Source organism: Pseudomonas sp. LS44, from assembly GCF_024730785.1.
Classification (GTDB): Bacteria; Pseudomonadota; Gammaproteobacteria; order Pseudomonadales; family Pseudomonadaceae; genus Aquipseudomonas.
Genome location: NZ_CP102830.1, coordinates 2,946,205 through 2,966,686 on the forward strand (window position 1 = coordinate 2,946,205; position 20,482 = coordinate 2,966,686).

General features: G+C 60.5%; 22 protein-coding genes and 1 riboswitch. Of the genes, 10 read left to right on the top strand and 12 right to left on the bottom strand.

Annotated elements, in window-relative coordinates:
* Positions 1-93: 93 nt before the first annotated feature.
* From cobO to ttcA, 9 genes are all read right to left on the bottom strand, one after another.
* Complete coding sequence (cobO, locus tag NVV93_RS13070) at positions 94-705, bottom strand: cob(I)yrinic acid a,c-diamide adenosyltransferase (RefSeq protein ID WP_258251078.1); 612 nt, start codon at positions 703-705, stop codon at positions 94-96.
* Complete coding sequence (locus NVV93_RS13075; protein ID WP_258251079.1) at positions 702-1,274, bottom strand: hypothetical protein; 573 nt, start codon at positions 1,272-1,274, stop codon at positions 702-704. The genes cobO and NVV93_RS13075 overlap by 4 nt, the downstream gene beginning before the upstream one ends.
* A gap of 178 nt (positions 1,275-1,452) precedes the next feature.
* Positions 1,453-3,330, bottom strand: a complete 1,878-nt coding sequence (gene btuB / locus NVV93_RS13080; protein WP_258251080.1) for a TonB-dependent vitamin B12 receptor — start codon at positions 3,328-3,330, stop codon at positions 1,453-1,455.
* A 118-nt stretch (positions 3,331-3,448) separates the two neighbouring features.
* Positions 3,449-3,673: riboswitch (cobalamin riboswitch) on the bottom strand.
* A gap of 74 nt (positions 3,674-3,747) precedes the next feature.
* Positions 3,748-4,410 carry an O-methyltransferase gene (locus NVV93_RS13085; protein ID WP_258251081.1) on the bottom strand — a complete coding sequence of 221 codons (663 nt, stop codon included), beginning with the start codon at positions 4,408-4,410 and terminating at the stop codon, positions 3,748-3,750.
* Between the two features lie 14 nt (positions 4,411-4,424).
* Positions 4,425-4,940 carry a C40 family peptidase gene (locus NVV93_RS13090; RefSeq protein ID WP_258251082.1) on the bottom strand — a complete coding sequence of 172 codons (516 nt, stop codon included), beginning with the start codon at positions 4,938-4,940 and terminating at the stop codon, positions 4,425-4,427.
* An 81-nt stretch (positions 4,941-5,021) separates the two neighbouring features.
* On the bottom strand, positions 5,022-5,627 hold the full coding sequence (locus NVV93_RS13095; protein WP_258254363.1) for a C40 family peptidase: 606 nt from the start codon (positions 5,625-5,627) through the stop codon (positions 5,022-5,024).
* 57 nt (positions 5,628-5,684) lie between these two features.
* Positions 5,685-6,464: an NAD-dependent deacylase gene (locus NVV93_RS13100; protein WP_258251083.1), complete on the bottom strand. Its 780-nt coding sequence runs from the start codon at positions 6,462-6,464 to the stop codon at positions 5,685-5,687.
* Between the two features lie 65 nt (positions 6,465-6,529).
* The gene (locus tag NVV93_RS13105; protein ID WP_258251084.1) at positions 6,530-7,201 is read right to left on the bottom strand and encodes a DNA-3-methyladenine glycosylase I; all 672 of its coding nucleotides are present in this window, start codon (positions 7,199-7,201) and stop codon (positions 6,530-6,532) included.
* A gap of 78 nt (positions 7,202-7,279) precedes the next feature.
* A complete protein-coding gene (gene ttcA / locus NVV93_RS13110) occupies positions 7,280-8,104 on the bottom strand; it encodes a tRNA 2-thiocytidine(32) synthetase TtcA (protein WP_258251085.1) in 825 nt (274 codons plus the stop codon).
* A 98-nt stretch (positions 8,105-8,202) separates the two neighbouring features.
* Between ttcA and NVV93_RS13115 the strand changes: the two genes are divergently transcribed.
* The 3 genes from NVV93_RS13115 (at position 8,203) to NVV93_RS13125 (ending at position 10,274) form a co-directional block, all read left to right on the top strand.
* Entirely contained in the window at positions 8,203-8,796 is a 594-nt protein-coding gene (locus NVV93_RS13115) for a DNA-J related domain-containing protein (protein WP_258251086.1), read from the top strand.
* Between the two features lie 169 nt (positions 8,797-8,965).
* Complete coding sequence (locus NVV93_RS13120) at positions 8,966-9,565, top strand: Yip1 family protein (protein ID WP_258251087.1); 600 nt, start codon at positions 8,966-8,968, stop codon at positions 9,563-9,565.
* A 214-nt stretch (positions 9,566-9,779) separates the two neighbouring features.
* On the top strand, positions 9,780-10,274 hold the full coding sequence (locus NVV93_RS13125) for a SprT family zinc-dependent metalloprotease (protein WP_258251088.1): 495 nt from the start codon (positions 9,780-9,782) through the stop codon (positions 10,272-10,274).
* Positions 10,275-10,291: 17 nt separating this feature from the next.
* On the opposite strand, the gene NVV93_RS13130 is transcribed toward NVV93_RS13125, so the two are convergent.
* Positions 10,292-11,482, bottom strand: a complete 1,191-nt coding sequence (locus tag NVV93_RS13130) for a patatin-like phospholipase family protein (RefSeq protein WP_258251089.1) — start codon at positions 11,480-11,482, stop codon at positions 10,292-10,294.
* A 31-nt stretch (positions 11,483-11,513) separates the two neighbouring features.
* On the bottom strand, positions 11,514-12,446 hold the full coding sequence (locus NVV93_RS13135; RefSeq protein ID WP_258251090.1) for a lipid A biosynthesis lauroyl acyltransferase: 933 nt from the start codon (positions 12,444-12,446) through the stop codon (positions 11,514-11,516).
* Between the two features lie 119 nt (positions 12,447-12,565).
* On the opposite strand from NVV93_RS13135, the gene minC reads away from it, so the two are divergent.
* From minC to NVV93_RS13165, 6 genes are read left to right on the top strand one after another with little or no spacing between them, the layout of a single operon-like run.
* Positions 12,566-13,306, top strand: coding sequence for a septum site-determining protein MinC (gene minC / locus NVV93_RS13140; RefSeq protein WP_258251091.1), 741 nt, complete (start codon positions 12,566-12,568; stop codon positions 13,304-13,306).
* A gap of 58 nt (positions 13,307-13,364) precedes the next feature.
* A complete protein-coding gene (minD, locus tag NVV93_RS13145) occupies positions 13,365-14,180 on the top strand; it encodes a septum site-determining protein MinD (protein WP_258251092.1) in 816 nt (271 codons plus the stop codon).
* Complete coding sequence (minE, locus tag NVV93_RS13150; RefSeq protein WP_258251093.1) at positions 14,177-14,431, top strand: cell division topological specificity factor MinE; 255 nt, start codon at positions 14,177-14,179, stop codon at positions 14,429-14,431. Before minD ends, minE begins: the two co-directional genes overlap by 4 nt.
* Before the next feature lie 50 nt (positions 14,432-14,481).
* On the top strand, positions 14,482-15,150 hold the full coding sequence (locus tag NVV93_RS13155; protein ID WP_258254364.1) for an RluA family pseudouridine synthase: 669 nt from the start codon (positions 14,482-14,484) through the stop codon (positions 15,148-15,150).
* A gap of 47 nt (positions 15,151-15,197) precedes the next feature.
* Positions 15,198-16,487 (top strand): M18 family aminopeptidase, encoded by a 1,290-nt coding sequence (locus tag NVV93_RS13160; RefSeq protein WP_258251094.1) that lies wholly within the window; start codon positions 15,198-15,200, stop codon positions 16,485-16,487.
* Positions 16,488-16,544: 57 nt separating this feature from the next.
* The gene (locus tag NVV93_RS13165; protein ID WP_258251095.1) at positions 16,545-17,198 is read left to right on the top strand and encodes an HAD family phosphatase; all 654 of its coding nucleotides are present in this window, start codon (positions 16,545-16,547) and stop codon (positions 17,196-17,198) included.
* 80 nt (positions 17,199-17,278) lie between these two features.
* On the opposite strand, the gene NVV93_RS13170 is transcribed toward NVV93_RS13165, so the two are convergent.
* A complete protein-coding gene (locus NVV93_RS13170; protein ID WP_258251096.1) occupies positions 17,279-18,241 on the bottom strand; it encodes an NAD(P)H-quinone oxidoreductase in 963 nt (320 codons plus the stop codon).
* 137 nt (positions 18,242-18,378) lie between these two features.
* Between NVV93_RS13170 and NVV93_RS13175 the strand changes: the two genes are divergently transcribed.
* Positions 18,379-20,460 carry a carboxy terminal-processing peptidase gene (locus NVV93_RS13175; protein ID WP_258251097.1) on the top strand — a complete coding sequence of 694 codons (2,082 nt, stop codon included), beginning with the start codon at positions 18,379-18,381 and terminating at the stop codon, positions 20,458-20,460.
* The last annotated feature ends 22 nt before the right edge of the window (positions 20,461-20,482 follow it).

The window sequence follows — 20,482 nt, forward strand, 5'->3', positions numbered from 1 at the left end:
TCATTCGCGATCGGGCTAACTCGAACGTGCCTGTTATCGCGAGTAAATTCGCTCCTACATTGATAGGCATAGCGTTGCCGATACGAAGGAAGCTCAAAACTCGATCCCTTTCTGCGCCTTCACCCCGGCCTTGAACGCATGCTTGAGCAGGGTCATTTCGGTGACGGTGTCCGCCGCCTCGATCATCCCCGGCAAGGCGCCACGGCCGGTCACCACAACATGCTGGAGCGGCGGGCGCGCTTCGATGTCGGCGAGCACTTCGTCGAGCTCCAGATAGCCGTATTTCAGGGCGATGTTCAGCTCATCGAGCACTACCAGGCTGATGTCATCGTCATTCAACAACTGCCGGGCCACAACCCAGGCCTCGCGGGCCTTGGCGATGTCGCGCTGGCGATCCTGGGTCTCCCAGGTGAAGCCCTCGCCCATCACGTGATAGCTGACCTCGTCGGGGAAACGGCGGAAGAAGGCTTCCTCACCGGTGCTCGCCGCGCCCTTGATGAACTGCACCACGCCTACCTTGAGGCCATGGCCCAGGGCCCGAGCGACCATGCCGAAGGCCGAGCTGCTTTTGCCCTTGCCGTTGCCGCTGTGCACCAGCAGCAGGCCGTATTCGTCCCGGGCCTGGGCGATCTTGTCGTCGATCAGCGCCTTCTTGCGCTGCATGCGCGCCTGGTGGCGGGCGTCACGCTCGGTGGATTCGCTCATTGCGCCACCTCGACTGGGTGCGATTTGAAGTAGGCGCGCACGCCGATATACAACGCCGTCGCCACGCCGACATACAGGGTCAGGTTGGCGAGGAAGCGCGGGTAGTACAAAGCGATACGCGGCAGGAAGCCGGCCAGGGTCGGCTCCGGGTATCGCCCGGAAAGGAAGAAGAACCCGCCGCTTGATAGCAGGTGGCAGACAAACGCGCTGACCAGCACGGTCAGCGCCAGGACAATCACGCTGCGCAGATCATCGCGATGCCAGGTGGCGTACAGGCGACCGCCGAACCACAGCGCGGCATAGGCTGGTACGAGAATCCAATACGCCGGCGAGGTGCACCAATCACTGACCGAACCCATCGCCACCATGCTGAAGTCCAGCACCGATGCTTCGATGAACAGGGCCGGAAATACCCAGCGCGGCCTGAGTAGCACACCGGCAAGGAAAAATACCGCCCAGGAGGCGCTGGGTAGGTTGAGCGTGGCGAAGTGTTGACCGCGGGTCACCGCCATTAACAACCCCAGGACGAGGCCAATCGCCAGTTGGTTGCGAGTAGAGAGGATTGGCATGGTGTAGCTCCTTCTGGTTCAAATTCACGTAGAAGCGGCAGGCCGTTTAAAAACGTAGCGAGCGCAGGCTAGGCAAGGCGGAATCAGGCGAGGGCGCGGAGTGTACAAGTTGTACATGAGCAGCCCGAGCCTGATTCCAACGCCGCATAGCCAAGCGCAGTAGTTTTTCAACGGTCTGTCACAGCGCCTGGTAACGCACGGTGAAATACACCGCCTGTCCCGGCTGGTTGTAGCCGGCGGCTGTTTGGTAATCGGCATCCAGCAAGTTGGCAACGCGGGTTTGCAGGCGCCATTCCGGGGTCAGGCGGTATTCGCCGCGCAGGTCCAGGGTGGCGAAACCGGCCAGCTCATTCTGGTTTTCCAGATCGTCATAGGTCGAGTTCTGCGCACTCAGGGTGGCGCCGATACTCAAGGCGCCGAATGCCCGGTCGACATCGAGGTTGAAGGTCTGCCCCGGACGCCGGTTGAGATCCTTGCCGTAGTAGGCGATGCCTGTGCGGCTAGAGCGTTTGGATCGGTTTTCCGGGTCCATCAGGCTGTAGTTGGCGTTCCACTGCCAGCCGAACAGCTCGCTGCCAAGCACCAGCTCAAGGCCCCGAATCCGCGCCGCATCCACGCCCTCGGCCTGACTCATGCCGTTGACGGTAATGGTGGCGATCAGGTTGTCGATCTTGGTGCGGTAGGCGTTCGCGGCCCAGTGACCCCAGGCGTGTTCACCAGCCAGGCCGACTTCGACACTGTGGGATTTCTCGGCATCCAGGTCCGGATTGCCAAACCCCGGGTAATACAGCTGATTGAAACTCGGCGCCTTGAAGGCAGTACCGTAGCTGGAGGTGAAGCGCAGCTCGTCGGTCAGCGCATAACCCCAGCCCAGGTTGCCGGTGTCGTACTTGCCAAATTGTTCATCGTCGTCGTGACGCAGGCTCAGTTGCCAGTCCTGGCGGCCCATCTCCCCCAGGTATTGGACGAAAACCCCCTTGTTGTCGCGTGAGTCTTCCGAGTAGGCGGTGTTGCCATTCACGGAGTCGAGCTGGTAGTCAGTACCCAGGGTGAGCGTGTGGCCTTCGGCAAGGGTCAAGTCGTTCTGCCAGGACAACGAATCGCGCCGGGTATCGAAGCGCGAATAAAACTTACCGTCCTGGTAGGCGTCGGATTTGTCCTCGCTGCGCCCCGCCTGCAACGTCACCTTCCAGAGCTCCAGCGGATTGAATCGCGCCCGGCCGCCCACTATTTTGGTTTCGCCATCGGCATAGGCATCGAAGCCTGCGGTGCGCCGGGTGTTCACCGAGTCATAGTCGTTATGCGAGTTGGTCTGCAAGACATTGCCGTCGAGCTGCAGCCCATTGTCGAAGCGGTACCCGGCGCTGGCTGAGCCGGACAGGTTGCGGTAGCCATCGCTGTCGGACTCGTAGCTGCTAACGCCGGCCGGCTTGACGTTGATGCCGTCGGTGTCCTGGCTGGCCACGCCGAGGCTGTACCAGCCCTTGCCGTCGCCACCACTGACTCCGGCGCTGCCTTCGTAGCTGTCATGGGTACCGTAACCGGCAGAGAAGAACGGTTTGGCCCCGCCCTCGCCGCCCTTGCGGGTAAATATCTGAATAACCCCGCCGATGGCTTCCGAGCCATACAGGCTGGAGCGCGGGCCGCGCACGACTTCGATCCGCTCGATCAGCTCCACCGGCAAATCTTGCAGGGCCGTGCCACCGCTGGTTACCGAGCCGGCCTTGACGCCGTCGATCAACACCAGCACATGGTTGGAATTGCTACCGCGCATGAACAGCGAGGTGGACTTGCCCGGACCGCCGTTGTTGGCCAGCGATACGCCGGGAACCTTGCGCAGCAGCTCGGGTACCGATTGTGCCTGGCTACGCTCGATCTGCTCGCGATCGATCACCGTCACCGCCGCCAGGCTGCGCTCGGCCGCCTGTTCGATGCGGGTTGCGGTCACGACCTGCTGGTCGAGTTCGAGGGTTGGTTCGGCCGCCAGGGCCGGAAGGACAACAGCTGACACGCCGCACAGCAGAACTGCTGTCGGCGCCAAAAAGGACTTACGCATTTTTCGTTATGTGCTCCGCCGTACTCCCCGCACGGCCCAGACCAGGAAAAGCACACGGAGAAGGCAACGCATGGGCGAGGTAAATCCTCAGCCCATGCGCCAGACAGCGCCCTCCGCGATGCCATGGACTGCGACAGGCCGGTCTCCGGGCTCACGAGCGAATCCTGCTGGATTCAAACCGCGCCTTCCCGTGCGTGAGCACAGTGGCGGGATGCGGTTTTTGACTCGTCTACCGTTGCGGGGGCAGCGCCGGAATTGTCTGGCCATTGTCTGGACGGACGCACCGGCTTCCCTGTTTCACCCTCTGGCCAATGGCCGGGGCACCTGAAGCAAGGCGCGCAGGGTAGTGGGCGACGCTGCGGTCGTCAATGCACAGCGGTTCGGCACTTTCGTAGCCGCGACCTGGCTACGCCAACGTTAGCGCTTACGGCAAAGCGTCAGGCCATCGCCCAGCGGCAACAACGACAGGTCGATGCGCGCATCACCCTGCAATGCCCGATTAAGCGCCTGGATTGCCCGGGTATCGGCACTGTCTGGATTGGCTTCCAGGACCCGGCCGCTCCAGAGCGTGTTGTCGAACAGAATCAGCCCGCCGCGCCGAGTCAGGCGCAAGGCATGCTCCAGATAGTGCGGATAGTTGGCCTTGTCGGCATCGATGAAGATCAAGTCGAACCCTTCGCCCTGCCCGTCCCGCTCCAGCGCGCCGAGGGTTTCCAGGGCTGGGGCCAGGCGCAGGTCGATGCGCTCGGCAAGCCCGGCCTCACGCCAATAACGCTGGGCAATGGCGTTGTAGTCGCCGGGCAGATCACAGCAGACCAGTTGGCCGCCCGCGCCCATGGCCTCGGCCATCACCAGTGCGCTGTAGCCGGTGAAGGTACCGATTTCGAGAATTCGCCGGGCGCCCGTCAGCTTGACCAGCAGAGCCATGAACTGGCCCTGCTCGGGCGCGATCTGCCAGCGCGCCATGGGCAGCGCCTGGGTTTCCGCGCGTAGCTGGGCCAGCAACGGAGTTTCGCGCAGGGACACATCCAGCAGGTAGGCGTAGAGGGCATCGTCGAGCGGCAGCGTGCGAGCGGTCATGCGCTACCTCGCTGTTACTGGTTATGGGCCAGACCTGCCGGGATGAATACCCGTCGGGCATCCAGATAGGTCTTTTGCCAATAGGTCGCCGAGAGACTGTCCAGGCGCACGGTACCGCCGCTGGAGGGTGCATGGACAAAACGCCCTTCGCCCACATAGATACCAGCATGACTGACTTGCCGGCCGCCATTGGTGGCGAAGAACACCAGATCGCCCGTCTGCAGCGCATCACGACTCACACTCGAGCCACGCATGGCGAACATTTCACGGGTCGAACGCGGCAACTGGATGCCCGCCGCATCGCGGTACACATAGCCGATCAGGCCGCTGCAATCGAAGCCGCCGTCTGGGGTATTACCGCCATAGCGGTACGGCGTGCCCACCAGGCCGAACGCGCGAAACAGCACATCATCGGTCGTGGCGCCGTTGATGGGTGCGGTGAAGAGCGGGGCTTTCGAGGGTGGAGTGCCGGCGCAGGCAGTCAGCAGCGCGCAGAGAACAAGTAGGGCGAAGCGGGCCTTGGGGGTCATAGGCGGCGATCCTGTGCCTGGATGCGCCCTACTCTGCCCCGGTAACCCATGCCGCGCAAGCTTTGCAGCCTGCGCGAGCCATCACTGATGACGCGGCCCCTGGGTGTTGGAGGCCAGGGCGAGGGCGCGTTTCGCCTCGATGAAAGTGCGGCTCCAGTATTTGTCGCCCAGGCTGTCGACCCGCACGCCGCCACTTTTGCTGCTGGAGGAATGGATGAACTGGTCATCGCCCAGATAAATCCCGGCATGGCTGACGCGACCACGACCGGCAGTGCTGAAGAACAGCAGATCGCCCGGTTGCAGATTGTTGCGCGCAACCAGCGGAGCCTTGAGGTTGATCATTTCGCGGGTGGAACGCGGCAAACTCACGCCCGCCTCTTCCTTGAACAGATAGCCGATGAAGCCGCTGCAATCGAAGCCGGTATTCGCCGAAGTACCACCGAAACGATAGCGGGTCCCGACCAGCGACAGGCCATGGGCCAGGATGCTGTCAGCGAAACTCGGTAGTGCATAGGGTTTGGCCGTGGAGAAATCGGGCAGCGGCTCGAGCGCGGCTTCTTGCTCCATGGCTTCGGGTGCTGGAAGCGCTTGATCAGCATCTATCAGCGCGCTCGGCGAGTAGCCGGCGCAAGCCCCGAGAAAGAATGTCAGTGCGAGTGGCACGAGGGGTGCGAAGCGTTTGAGCATGGGCACGGCCGTGTCTTTAGTTCTTATAGGAGACGGGAATATGCCTTCCCGGAAGCTCTATTGCAAACTTTTGTCGCCACGGATGTGACCTAGCAGCTGCGGCAAAATGTCTAAGGCCCGCCCTTGCAGGTGTACGTCCACGGCCTGACTGAACTCTGTGCGCGATGGATTGATTTCGGCGGTAAACCCACCGGCGGCGCGCGTGCGCAGCAGGGGTTCGACGATGTACGGGAAGCTTGCCGTAGTGCCGACGCTCAGCACCACATCGAAGCCCTTGCGCAGTTCGGCATACAGCTGATCGATGGCCTGTTCGGGAAGCATTTCCTCGAACAGCACCACTGGCGGACGGAGAACCCCGCCGCAGCGCGCGCATTTTGGTGGCAACGGCCGCTGTAGATGCGCGGTCAGTTCATCGCTTTGCGCGCCGCAGGATTGGCAATACAGCGGCTCCAGCTCACCATGGATTTCGATCAGGCGCTCCGCCGGGCTGCCGGCGCGGCGATGGTAGCTGTCAATATTCTGGGTGAGTACCCAGCACGCCGGCTTGATTCGCTGTAAGTCGGCGATGGCTTGGTGGCCGGCATTGGGTTGTGCGCTCAGGCAGGCTTTACCGAGCTCGGCGAGATATTTCCAGCACAACGCCGGATCGCGCCGCAGCATCGGTCCAGACAGCGCCTCTTCAATCGGCAGACCTTCGGCGGTCTTGCCGTTATACAGCCCACCCAGGCCACGATAAGTCGGCAGGCCAGAATCGGCGGAAAGCCCCGCACCAGTGATGATCAGAATGCGCTCGGCCCGCTGGAGGGCCCTGGCGACACGCTCGATGGCCTGATTCATCTGAAAACCTCCGCTAACAGCTCGTTGCCGGATTTCTGTGCGCGTCTATCGCTCCGTCAAACGGCTCAATGATTGACCGTATGCGCCAACATCACTGACAGCTGACAGAGCGGCCGGCCACTCTGGGCATGCCAATGGTTGAAGGCGTCCTGCACGATGGCGCGATCCTTCTGGCTGGTCGGCAGTTTGTCGATGATCTTTTGCGCCTTCAGCGCTGCGACCATGTCGTCGGTGGGAATGAAGGTGTCCTTGCCGATCATGCGCAAAAACCGTGGCGCCGACAGTCCGCCGAGCTGGCTGCCGTGCTTGGCCAGATACTTCCACAGGCCAACGATGTCGGTTACCGGCCAGTCGGCAATCAATGCGCCAAAGCTGCCCTTCTCATGCACCACGTCGAGGACGAATTGAGCATTGCGCGGTACGCTCTTGAGCTTGCCCAAGTGGCGGATCAGCCGCTCATCCTGCATCAGTCGCTCCAGATGCTCGGCGCCCATCAGCACCACTTTCTCGGGATCGAAGGCAAAGAACACCTGCTCGAACGCCGGCCATTTGGCATCCACCAAACTGTGCTTAAGGCCGGCGCGGAAGACCCGCAGCGCCATGGTCGACAGATAGCGATCGTCGGCAATGGCCCGCAACTCGGCGGCAGACTGCGGCTGCGGCAGGCGCGCCTCGAGAGCAGCGGCCGAACCGAAGCGGTTCAAGCAATATTCATGCAGCCATTGGTAGTCGCGCATAGGAGATCACGTGGCCTGGTCGTAGCCCGGATGCAATCCGGGAGGATGGAGTCGCGGGTTTCCCGGATTGCATCCGGGCTACAGGCTCATCACATCGAGAAAGCGCGGCGTGGCGCTGTCGTCGATGCGCAGGCTGGTGAAGTCGAACAGGCTGCGGTCGGCCAATTGCGAAGGCACCACGTTCTGCAAGGCGCGGAACATGATCTCGGTGCGGCCCGGCGACTTGCGCTCCCAGTCTTGGAGCATTTCCTTGACCACCTGGCGCTGCAGGTTCTCCTGCGAGCCACACAGGTTGCACGGAATGATCGGGAATTCCTTGAGCTCGGAATAGGCCTCGATATCTTTCTCGTTGCAATAGGCCAACGGGCGAATCACCACGTTGCGGCCGTCGTCGGAGAGCAGCTTGGGCGGCATGGCCTTCAGCGTGCCGCCGTAGAACATATTGAGGAAGAAGGTTTCGAGGATGTCGTCGCGGTGATGACCGAGGGCCATCTTGGTCGCCCCGATTTCGTCGGCGTAGGTATAGAGCGTGCCGCGGCGCAGCCGTGAGCACAGGGAACAAGTGGTCTTGCCTTCCGGAATCTTGTCCTTCACCACCGAGTAGGTGTCTTTCTCGATCACGTGATAGGCCACACCGATCGATTCCAGATAGGCCGGCAGCACATGCTCAGGAAAGCCGGGCTGTTTCTGATCCATATTCACCGCGATGATTTCGAAGCGGATCGGCGCCACTTTTTGCAGATAGAGCAGCATGTCGAGCATGGTGTAGCTGTCTTTGCCGCCAGACAGGCACACCATCACCTTGTCGCCATCTTCGATCATGTTGAAATCGGTAATGGCCTCGCCGGCCTGCCGGCGCAGGCGTTTTTGCAGTTTGTTCTGATTGACCGAAAGGGTGCCCATGGCGCACTAAAACCCGCGAGATGTGACGAAGGGCGGCTATTTTACGCACAAACCCGCTGCCGCCCCAGCCCCGCAATCGAGCGTGCTAGGCTCTGGCGATGAATGCCGATCTCGACGCCGAACTCGACCTCGCCGAGCAACTGCTGATCCTGCTGCGCGAGGAGGTTCAGGGCTGCAGTGAGTATCAACTGATCCAGCTCCTGAAAACCCGCCATTCCACGCATATCCCGCACCGACCGCTCACCGACCGCCTAGTGCTGTTCCGCTCTCATTTCCTGGTCTTCAACGCGCTCTATCGGTTGCGTGACCGACTATGGAGCGAGCAGGTCGGTCATCTGCAGATCAATGCCTTGCATGTCCAGCTGCTGCCGTATCAAGCCGGCAACGCGGCAGTCAGCGAACACGACTCGCTGCGCGACTATTACCTCGACCTGGATAATTTGCGCGACACCCAGGAAGAGGATGTCGAGAAGCTGCTGACCAGTTTCTGGAAACGCATGCAGGGTGGCGACGAGAAACAGGCGGCGCTGCAGCTGCTGGGCTTGGACACTTCCAGAGAAATCCTCAACCGCGCCACCATCAAGCGCCGCTACCGGGAACTGGTCAGCGAGCATCATCCCGATCGCGGTGGCAGCACCGAGCGCTTGCAGTCGCTGAACCTCGCCATAGAAATTCTCGAGCGCTATTACTAGCGATTTTGACAGAGCTATTTGCTCTAACCCCGCGCGCCCCGTGGCTTCCAGCGCCTGCCTATACTTCGACGTACGGTCGCATAGGTTCGGCCCTGCACCCGGCAACGCTGCCTACGCGCGCCGGGCGCTACGCTGGGGGGCGATCGCGATAACAAGAGGAGTGTTTGGAATGATCCATCACGTTCTGGGGCTATTCACCCATCCCGATCAAGAGTGGCAAGAAATCCGTGGCGAAGAGGAAAGCATCAGCCACATGTATTTCACCCATGTACTGATTCTCGCAGCCATACCCGCCGTGTCCGCATACATCGGTACCACCCAAGTGGGATGGACCGTAGGCAATGGCGCGCCGGTCATGCTTACCGAAAGCAGCGCGCTACAGATGACCATCCTTACCTATCTGGCAATGCTGGCTGGAGTAGCCTTGATGGGTGCATTCATCCACTGGATGGCGCGCACCTATGACGCCAGCCCGAGCATGGCGCAATGCGTGGTCTTTGCCGCCTATACCGCTACCCCCTTGTTCATCGGCGGCCTGGCCGCGCTGTACCCCAACATTTGGCTGGCCATGGCGGTTGGCACCGCGGCCATTTGCTACACGGTCTACCTGCTTTATGTGGGTATCCCAACCTTCATGAGTATTCCCGAGGATGAAGGCTTCCTGTTCTCCAGCTCCGTGCTGGCAGTCGGGCTGGTGGTATTGGTGGCGATGATCGCCCTGTCGGTAATTCTCTGGGGCTCAGGCGTTGGTCCGGTCTACCGCTACTGATTGTGACTGACTCATCAAGGCCGCCCCAAGGGCGGCCTTTTGCTTTCCCCGGCACTGCCTAGCTGAAGAATTAATCCTTGAGGCGATCCTCTGGACTCAAACTCTGTATCGCCTTGCCCGGGCGACAGGAGCGCGAGGAGCCCTAACCACCTGGCGAGTGGCGATTCGAAGCAGTGAGCGATTGCGGCATACTTGCGCCCTCTGGAGTGCCTAAATGCCCGAGTTACTCAATGCCCGTGTCGAGGCCTGCTACCTGCAGGCTGAAGAGTTTTTCAAGCGCCCTTTCCAGCGCCCGCAGGTGTGTTTCAAGTTGCGCGGCCAAAAGGCCGGCGTGGCCCACTTGCATGAAAACAAGCTGCGCTTCAACCCGCAGTTGTATCGAGAGAATCAGGAGCACTTTCTCAAGCAGACGGTGGCGCACGAAGTCGCACACCTGGTCGCGCATCAGCTATTTGGTTCAAAAATCCAGCCGCACGGCGAGGAATGGCAACTGATCATGCGCGGCGTCTACGAATTGCCGCCTGACCGCTGCCACACCTACGCAATCCACCGTCGCCAGGTAAGCCGCTTCATCTATTTATGCAGCTGTCCGGAAGGCGAATTCCCCTTCTCTGCCCAGCGTCACGCCTTGGTTGCCAAGGGGCGGCGCTACTTTTGCCGGCGCTGTCGGGCGACGCTGAAGTTCAGCGGCGAACATCGGGCGGTGTAAGCAGGGATGTCGCTGGATTAGCCGTCGCCATCCTCAGACACCGCCACGGATAAGCCGAGGAAACGGCAGATGGCGTCTTTCTTCGCCATCGCATCGCGGTAACCCAGGTCGATCAGTTCGTTGCAATAACCCGGCTCGAACAATAGGTAGCTGAGCACCGTCGCCCCGCTGGCCTCGGTGCCTCCCGGCCCATACAGGAACATGCGCAGCGAGCGCGGCAGCTCGGCGCGATGCCGAGTTGCGATCTGATCGAGCGGCTCGCTCGGGGAAATCACCAGGACCTCCACCGGCTTCAGCCCGAGTCCATGCGGTGCCGGTGACGGTAACAAATGACTAAGCAGATTGAGGCGCTGAAGCATCTCGATATCGCTTTCCAGACTGTCGATGAAGCTGCTGTTGAGCAGATGCCCGCCGATCTGCGCAAGACTCGGCGGCTTGCCGGTGCGCGGATGCACGACTGCGGCATTGGCATCGCCGTTTACCGGGTTACCACTGACCCCGATCACCAGCACCCGGTTGGCGCCCAGATGTAACGCGGGGCTGATCGGCGCTGCCTGACGCATGGCGCCATCGCCGAAATATTCACGATGGAGCTTCTCGGCTGGAAAGATCAGCGGGATCGCGGCGCTAGCCAGAAGGTGCTCCAGCTTCAGCCGAGTGGGTACGCCAACTCGCCGGTGACGGAACCAGGGATCGATGGTTCCGCGCCCCTGATAGAAGGTCACCGCCTGGCCGGAGTCATAACCGAAAGCGGTGACCGCGATCGCCCGCAAACGGCGCTGGCGGATTGCCGCGGAAATTCCGGAAAAATCCAACTCCCGACCCAGTAAACCACGCAGTGGCGAGCTATCGAGCAACGCCACCGGTGCATTCCCGGCAAAGCCGAACAGATGCTGGGTGACGAAACGACTGGCTTGGCGCATCACCCCCGGCCAATCGCTGCGGTATACCTGACCGGTATGGAAGCCGCGCCAAACGGCGGTCAAACGCTGTACGGCCTCGTTGAAATGCAACGCCCCGCAGGCCAGCCCCACCGCGTTGACCGCCCCCGCCGAGGTACCGACAATTACCGGAAAAGGATTGACTACCGAATCAGGCAGCAGCTCAGCAATCGCTGCCAGCACCCCGACTTGATAGGCCGCTCGCGCACCACCGCCGGACAGAATCAGCCCAGTGACAGGCGATGCGGGGCTGACAGCAGACGGCATAGACATTCCCTGTTCGCGCGGGCTGATGCCGCTAAGTACGTTTCTTGTAAAGACTTGGCTCGCCCTCAGGGCGCGTTTTGAAGCGCCGGTGAGCCCACAGGTATTGCTGCGGGCATTCGCGGATCGCCGCTTCTACCCACTGATTAATGCGGATGCAATCGGCCTCTTCATTGGCGCCAGGAAAGTCACTCAGCGGCGGATGGATCGTCAAGCGATAGCCGGAGCCGTCAGCCAGGCGCATCTGCGTGAACGGCAGCACTTGGGCGCGGCCTAGGCGGGCAAATTTGCTGGTTGCCGTGACGGTCGCCACTTGAATGCCGAACAGCGGCGCGAAGATGCTTTGCTTGGGGCCGTAGTCCTGATCCGGCGCATACCAGATGGCCCGGCCGCTGCGCAGCAACTTGAGCATGCCGCGCACATCGTCGCGCTCGATAGCGGTGGCCTCCAGGCTATGCCGCTCACGGCCATTGCGCTGCAGGTAATCGAACAATGGATTGTCGTGCTCGCGGTACATGCCGTCGATGGTGTGCTGTTGACCCAGCAACGCCGCGCCGATTTCCAGGGTGGTGAAATGGATGGCCATGAGGATCACGCCCTGGCCGTCAGCCTGCGCGCGCTTGAGATGCTCCAGCCCTTCGATGTGCGCCAGGCGGCGCAGACGCTTTTTCGGCCACCACCAACTGATAGCCATCTCGAAAAACGCGATGCCGGTGGAAGCGAAATTGTCCTTCAACAGTCGCTTGCGCTCGGTTGCCGACAATTCCGGGAAACATAACTCGTGGTTGCGTGCAGCAATCTGTCGGCGCGAAACCGCCAGGCTGTACATAAGCCCGCCAAGGCCACGCCCGCAACGCAACAACAGCGGATACGGCAACTGGACGATCAACCACAGCAGCCCCAGGCCGAACCACAACGGCCAAAACCGTGGATGCAGGAAATAGCTACGAAATTGCGGACGATCCATCACAGCTTCCGGACAAACGACATGGCCGGGCATTCTACACGCCGCACGCAGCTTGCGGCCCACCGGCGTTCTCGCTATAAGTCGCGGCTATCGCTAACCGCAGGCACCCCTAGTCCGACATGAGCCAAGCCGACCTTCTCGACCAAGACCCCGTGTTCCAGCTCAAAGGCAGCATGCTGGCCATCACCGTGCTGGAACTCGCCCACAACGATCTCGCCCGCCTCGATTCGCAGCTGGCGGCCAAGGTCGCGCAGGCCCCCAACTTCTTCAGCAACATCCCCTTGGTGCTGGCGCTGGACAAACTGCCCGAGGACGAAGGCGCCCTGGATATCGCTGAATTAATGGCCATATGCCGCCGCCATGGGTTGCGCACCCTGGCGATCCGCGCCAACCGCGAAAAAGACATCGCCGCCGCCAGCGCCCTGGACTTGCCAGTGCTGCCGCCCTCCGGTGCGCGAGAAAAACTGATCGAACCGGCGGAAAGCGCTGCCGCTCGCAAGAAGGCCGAAAAGGCCGCCGAGCCGCAGCTCAAGCCAACCAAGATCGTGACCTCGCCGGTGCGCGGCGGCATGCAGATCTATGCCCAAGGCGGCGATCTGGTTGTCATGGCGCCAGTCAGTGCCGGTGCGGAACTTCTCGCCGATGGCAACATCCATGTGTACGGCCCGATGCGCGGACGCGCTCTGGCAGGCGTCAAGGGTGATACCAAAGCGCGAATTTTTTGCCAGCAAATGGGCGCGGAAATGCTCTCCATTGCGGGCCAATACAAGGTTGCCGAAGACCTCCGGCGCGACCCTAACTGGGGCGACGCAGTGCACGTCAGCCTGTCGGGTGATGTGTTGAACATCACCCGCCTTTAACGGATACTGCCGCTCATTTTCAGGGACCTGAAATCCTTTTCCTTAGGGGTGAATCACCTTGGCCAAGATCCTCGTAGTCACTTCCGGCAAGGGTGGCGTGGGTAAAACCACCACCAGCGCCGCCATCGGCACCGGCCTGGCCCTGCGCGGGCACAAGACCGTCATCGTCGACTTCGACGTCGGTCTGCGGAACCTCGATCTCATCATGGGTTGCGAACGTCGGGTGGTGTATGACTTCGTCAACGTCGTCAACGGCGAAGCCACCCTCACCCAAGCACTGATCAAAGACAAACGCTTGGAGAACCTCTACGTTCTCGCCGCCAGCCAAACCCGTGACAAAGACGCGCTGACCAAGGAAGGCGTGGAAAAAGTCATGGACGAGCTGCGCAAGAATTTCGAATACGTAGTCTGCGATTCGCCGGCGGGTATCGAAAAAGGTGCGCATCTGGCGATGTACTTCGCCGACGAAGCCGTAGTGGTGACCAATCCGGAAGTTTCCTCGGTACGCGACTCGGACCGCATGCTTGGCCTATTGGCGAGCAAATCGCGCCGTGCCGAGAACGGTGAAGAGCCGATCAAGGAACACCTGCTGCTGACTCGCTACAACCCCGAGCGCGTTTCCAAAGGTGAGATGCTCGGCGTCGAAGACGTCGAGGAAATCCTCGCCATCCGCCTGCTCGGCGTGATCCCCGAATCCCAAGCGGTACTCAAAGCCTCGAACCAGGGCGTACCGGTGATTCTTGACGACCAGAGCGACGCCGGCCAGGCGTATAGCGATGCCGTCGATCGCCTGCTCGGCAAGGAAGTCGCTCATCGTTTCCTCGATGTGCAGAAGAAAGGACTCTTGCAACGCCTGTTTGGAGGCCGTGAATGAATATTTTTGACTTCTTTCGTGAACGCAAGAAGGAATCCACCGCTTCGATCGCGAAAGAGCGTCTGCAGATCATCGTCGCCCACGAGCGCGGTCAACGCAGCAAGCCGGATTACCTCCCGGCCTTGCAGCAGGAGCTGGTCGACGTCATTCGCAAGTATGTGAACATCGACTCCGATCAGGTGCATGTGGCTTTGGAGAATCAGGGCAGCTGCTCGATTCTCGAACTCAACATCACCCTGCCGGATCGCTGATTCGACAGCTCAATACGACGGCGGCCTAGGCCGCCGTCTGCGTTTTTGCGATACAACTTCCCGCTTCGCCCAACGAGCCTCGAATGCCGCTGTCGACCATCGAAATCCTTCACCAAGACGCCGCCATTCTGGTGATCAACAAGCCAACCCTGTTGCTGTCGGTGCCCGGTCGCGCGGACGACAACAAGGACTGCCTAATCACCCGCCTGCAGGAACACGGCTATCCCGAAGCACGCATCGTGCATCGCCTGGATTGGGAAACCTCGGGGCTGATCTTGCTGGCGCGCGATGCCGACAGCCATCGTGAACTGTCCCGCCAGTTCCATGACCGGGAAACCGAGAAGGCTTACACCGCACTGTGCTGGGGGCAACCGGAACTGGATAGCGGGCGCATCGACCTGCCACTGCGCTATGACCCACCCACCAAGCCCCGTCATGTGGTGGACCATGAGCAGGGTCGTCATGCCCTGACGTTCTGGCGTGTACTGGAACGCTATGACGATTACAGCCGAGTCGAGCTGACCCCGATAACCGGCCGCTCGCATCAATTGCGCGTGCACATGCTCTCCATTGGCCATCCCCTGCTCGGCGATCGCCTGTACGCCCACCCACAGGCACTCGCTGCGCATGACCGGCTCTGCCTACACGCCAGCATGCTGGCCTTTACCCACCCGCAGAGCGGCGAGCGTTTGCGCTTCGAGTGCCCGGCACCGTTCTGAAGTAACGAATGCAGTAAACTCAGGCCATCTGCTGCTTGGAGTCCCGTATGCCCGAAGACCTGAATCAAGGCCTGATCGACTTCCTCAAGGCCTCGCCCACACCCTTCCATGCCACTGTCAGCCTCAGCCGGCGCCTCGAGGCCGCGGGTTTCCGTCGACTCGACGAGCGTGACGCCTGGCAAACCGAGGCCGGCGGCCGCTATTACGTGACCCGCAACGACTCCTCGATCATCGCGTTCCGGCTAGGCAAGCGACCGCCCGTTGAGGCTGGTCTCCGGTTGGTCGGTGCCCACACCGACAGCCCCTGCCTGCGCGTCAAGCCGCAACCCGAACTGCAGCGCCAAGGCTTCTTGCAGCTCGGCGTGGAAGTTTACGGTGGCGCCCTGTTGGCTCCGTGGTTCGACCGCGACTTGTCATTGGCCGGGCGAGTCACGTTCCGCCGCGACGGCAAGGTCGAAAGTCAGCTGATTGACTTCCAACAAGCCATCGCAGTGATCCCCAATCTGGCCATCCATCTGAATCGCGAAGCCAATCTCGGCTGGGCGATCAATGCGCAGAACGAACTACCGCCGATCCTCGCCCAGGTTGCCGGTCACGAGCCGTATGATTTTCGCGCCTTGCTGGCGGAACAATTGACCCGCGAACACGGCTTCAATGCCGATGCGGTGTTGGACTACGAGCTGAGCTTCTACGATACCCAGGGCGCTGCTGTGATCGGCTTGAACGGCGACTTCATTGCCGGCGCACGCCTGGACAATCTGCTGTCCTGCTATGCCGGCCTACAGGCGTTGCTGCAGGCCGAGGGAGAGGAAAGCTGCGTGCTGGTCTGTACCGACCACGAAGAAGTTGGCTCCTGCTCGGCTTGCGGCGCGGACGGTCCGTTCCTCGAACAAGTCTTGCGCCGCCTGCTGCCGGATGGCGATGGCTATACCCGGGCGATTCAGCAGTCACTGCTGGTCTCTGCCGACAACGCGCATGGCGTGCACCCCAATTACGCCGACAAACACGACAGTAACCATGGCCCGAAGCTGAATGCTGGCCCGGTCATCAAGATCAACAACAACCAGCGCTACGCCACCAACAGCGAAACCGCCGGATTCTTCCGTCACCTGTGCCTGGAGAACGAAGTGCCAGTACAGAGTTTCGTGGTGCGCAGTGACATGGGTTGCGGCTCGACCATTGGCCCGCTCACCGCCAGCCAACTCGGGGTACGCACCGTGGACATCGGCCTGCCGACCTTCGCCATGCATTCCATCCGCGAACTGGCCGGCAGTCATGATCTGGCTCATCTGGTGAAGGTACTCAGCGCGTTCTATGCCAGCCCCGAGTTGGTTTGAGCGATCGTGGCCCGTTAGCGCCACTCTGATGCGCGCGCACATGCGAGAGGTAGCTTGATGGCTTTGGCAATTTTTGCCCTCAACGACACGTTGATCGATGGCAATTGCGCCAGTTTGTGGGCGCAATGCATGGCTGATATGGCCTGGGTAGACGGCGAGTCATACCTCGCCCGCGAGCATGAACTGATGGACCTTTATCTCCGCGACGCTCTAGCGCTGGAGGACTACCTTAAGTTCAGTCTCTCCTCTCTCGTGGGGCGCACCGCAGAAGAAGTCGCGTTCGTTGTCGAGCCTTTCGTTGAAGATGTCATCGAGCCGCTTTTCCACAGCGACGCCATACGCTGCCTGGCCAATCACCGGGCAACGGGCGATCGTATTCTGCTGATCTCCGCCTCGGCGCATTTTCTGGTCAGTGCTATTGCCGCTCGTCTGGGGATCAGCGACGTATTGGCCATCGATCTGGAAGAAAGGCATGGGAGCTATAGCGGCCATACCGAGGGCGAACTGCCTTATCGGGAAGGCAAACTGACGCGCTTGCAGGCTTGGCTGGAAGAGCACACCGAAACGCTGGATGGCGCCTCCTTTTACTCTGCCTCCCACAATGACTTGGCCCTGCTGAGCCAGGTCAGCAGGCCGCATGTGGTAAACCCCGACGCGTCTCTACAAGAGCATGCGAAACAGGCTAAATGGCCAATTCTCAGCTGGCGATGATCTCATTGATGCCTTTCAATCCGAGGGAGGGAGCAGAGCTACCTGCTCCTCCATTGCCTAGCTAGGCGCGAACTTCGTTTTCAGACAAGGCTGTCGTCGATCACCAAAACCAGCTTGCCGGATACCGTGTTGGTCGCCAACTCGGCGAAAGCCACCTCCGCATCCTGAACCGCGTAGCTACGCTCTAATTGCGGACGCAAGCGGCCTTCGTCAAATAATGGCCATACGTGCTGGCCCAGATCCCCGAGGAGATCGGCCTTGAACTGATCATCACGAGTGCGCAATGTCGAGCCGATCAGCTGCACCCGCTTACCGAGCAACAGCGCCAAATCCAGCTCGGCCTTACGACCGCCCATCAGGCCAATATTCACCCAACGGCCATCGCGGGCCAGCAGCTCAAGATTCAACGCTGCATAATTTCCGCCGACCGGATCGAGAATTACATCGAACGGGCCAAAATCGCGCAGACCTTGCAGATCCTCGCCACGGATCACCCCACCTTGCGCACCTAACGCGTCACAGTAAGCCAAGCGTTCGGCCGAGCCGACACTGACCCAGCAGGGGCTGCCAAAGGCCTTACACAGTTGAATGGCTGCCGAACCGACCCCGCTGGCCCCGGCATGCAACAGCACTTTTTCGCCGGGTTTAAGGCCGGCCAGCTGAAACAAATTGAGCCATGCGGTGGCGTACACTTCCGGCAATGCCGCTGCTTCCAGCAGACTCAGCGTTTCTGGCGCCGGCAACACATGGCGAGCATCGACTACCACCTCTTCGGCCATCCCACCGCCAGCCAGCAGAGTGCAAACCCGATCCCCGACCTTCCAGGAACTACCCGCGCCGACCTCGCTGATCACCCCCGCGCATTCCAAGCCGAGAATATCGCTGGCTCCTGGCGGCGGTGCATACAGACCGGCGCGCTGAAGCAAATCAGCCCGATTGAGACCAGCGGCCGCCACACGGATACGAACCTGGCCGACATCGCATATCGGACTCTCCGCATCTCCCCATTCCACGCGTCCCTCAACGCCTTGCAATGCCTTCACGGTGCCTCCATAGTGAATCTGGACTGAGCCTGGCGCCATGCGCCGGGCTTTTTGCATTTCGCGACGGACTCCCATTGAACCGTCGCACTTAAAGACGGCCTAATATGCGTTATCAACCGCCATCACGTCGAATCAGCATGAAGCGCTTCCTTCCCAGCAGCACCCTTGCCCTATTCCTAGGTTTCAGTGCCTTGTCGGCGTTCGCCGCAACTGGCAGTGCAAATAAATGGGACAGTCTTCAGCCCGACCGCGAGCAGGTGATCGCCAGCCTCAACGTGGTGGAACTGCTCAAACGCCATCACTACAGCAAGCCGCCACTCAACGACGCCCGCTCGGTAATCATTTACGACAGCTATTTGAAACTCCTCGATCCGGCGCGCAGCTATTTCACCGCGGCAGATATCGCCGCGTTCGACAAATGGCAGACCAAGTTCGACGACTTACTGAAGAGCGGTGATCTGGCCCCAGGTTTTTTCATCTACAAACGCCATTTGGACCGAGTAAGACAGCGTGTTGATTTCGCCCTTGCCGAGCTCAACAAAGGTGTCGACAAGATGGATTTCAGCGTCGACGAAAGTCTCCAGACAGACCGCGAAAAAGCTCCTTGGGCGAAGAACACCGCCGAGCTGGACGACCTGTGGCGCAAACGCGTGAAAGACGAAGTGCTGCGTCTGAAAATTGCCGGCAAAGAGCCCAAGGCCATCCAGGAACAGCTGATCAAGCGCTACAAAAATCAGTTGGCACGCCTCGAGCAGACTCGCAGCGAAGACATTTTCCAGGCCTACATCAACGTCTTCGCCCAGTCCTATGATCCGCACACTAACTATCTGTCGCCGGACAACGCGGAAAACTTCGATATCAATATGAGCCTGTCGCTGGAAGGTATCGGTGCCGTGCTGCAGAGCGATAACGATCACGTCAAAATCGTCCGCTTGGTTCCAGCCGGCCCTGCCGAAAAGAGCAAGCAAGTCGCCCCAGCCGACAAGATCATCGGCGTGGCACAAGGTAACGGCGAGATGGTCGATGTAGTCGGCTGGCGACTGGACGAAGTGGTCAAGCTGATTCGCGGACCCAAAGGCTCGGTGGTCCGCCTTGAAGTGCTTCCGGCCAGCAATGCGCCCAACGACCAGACCAGCAAAGTGGTATCGATCACCCGCGAGGCGGTGAAGCTTGAAGAGCAGGCCGCGAAGAAGTCCGTCCTCAAGCTCGACCATGAAGGCCGCAAATATACGCTTGGGGTGATTGAAATCCCGGCCTTCTACCTTGATTTCAAGGCCTTCCGCGCTGGCGATCCTAACTACAAAAGCACCACCCGCGATGTAAAACGGCTGATCGGCGAACTGCAGAAAGAAAAGGTCGACGGCATCGTCATCGATTTACGCAACAACGGCGGCGGTTCCCTGCAGGAAGCCACTGAGCTGACAGGCTTGTTTATCAATCAAGGGCCTACCGTACTGGTGCGCAACAGCGATGGCCGCGTCGACGTGCTCGCCGATGAGAATCCTGGTGCCTACTACACCGGTCCTCTGGCTTTGCTGGTCAACCGCCTTTCGGCGTCCGCGTCGGAGATCTTTGCCGGCGCCATGCAGGATTATCACCGCGCCTTGATCATCGGTGGACAAACCTTCGGCAAAGGCACTGTGCAAACCATTCAGCCGCTCAATCACGGTGAACTGAAGCTGACCTTGGCCAAGTTCTATCGCGTTTCCGGACAAAGTACCCAGCACCAAGGCGTACTCCCGGACATTGAGTACCCAGCAGTCGTGGATACCAAGGAAATCGGCGAAAGCGCTCTGCCTGAGGCGATGCCCTGGGACAGTATTCGCCCGGCAATCCAGCAGGAAAACGATCCGCTCAAGCCATTCCTCAGCGAACTCAAGGCCCGTCACGATGCCCGCGCGGCAAAAAATCCGGACTTCGTGTTTACTCGCGACCGCCTGGCGCTGGCACAGAAACTGATGCATGACACCGTCGTCAGTCTCAACGAAACCCAGCGACGCGCCCAGCATGCCGATATCGATGCCCAGCAGTTGGCAATGGAGAACACTCGACGCAAAGCCAAGGGCGAAGAAGCGTTGAAGGAGTTAAAGCAGGAAGATGAGGATGCGTTGCCGACCGAAAGTGAGAAGCTGAAACCGGAAGACGACGCGTATTTGGTGGAAAGCGGCCAAATCATGCTCGATTTCCTAGGTCTGAACTCGGCGGTTGCCAAGCACTGACATCATAGCGTCACCATTCTGT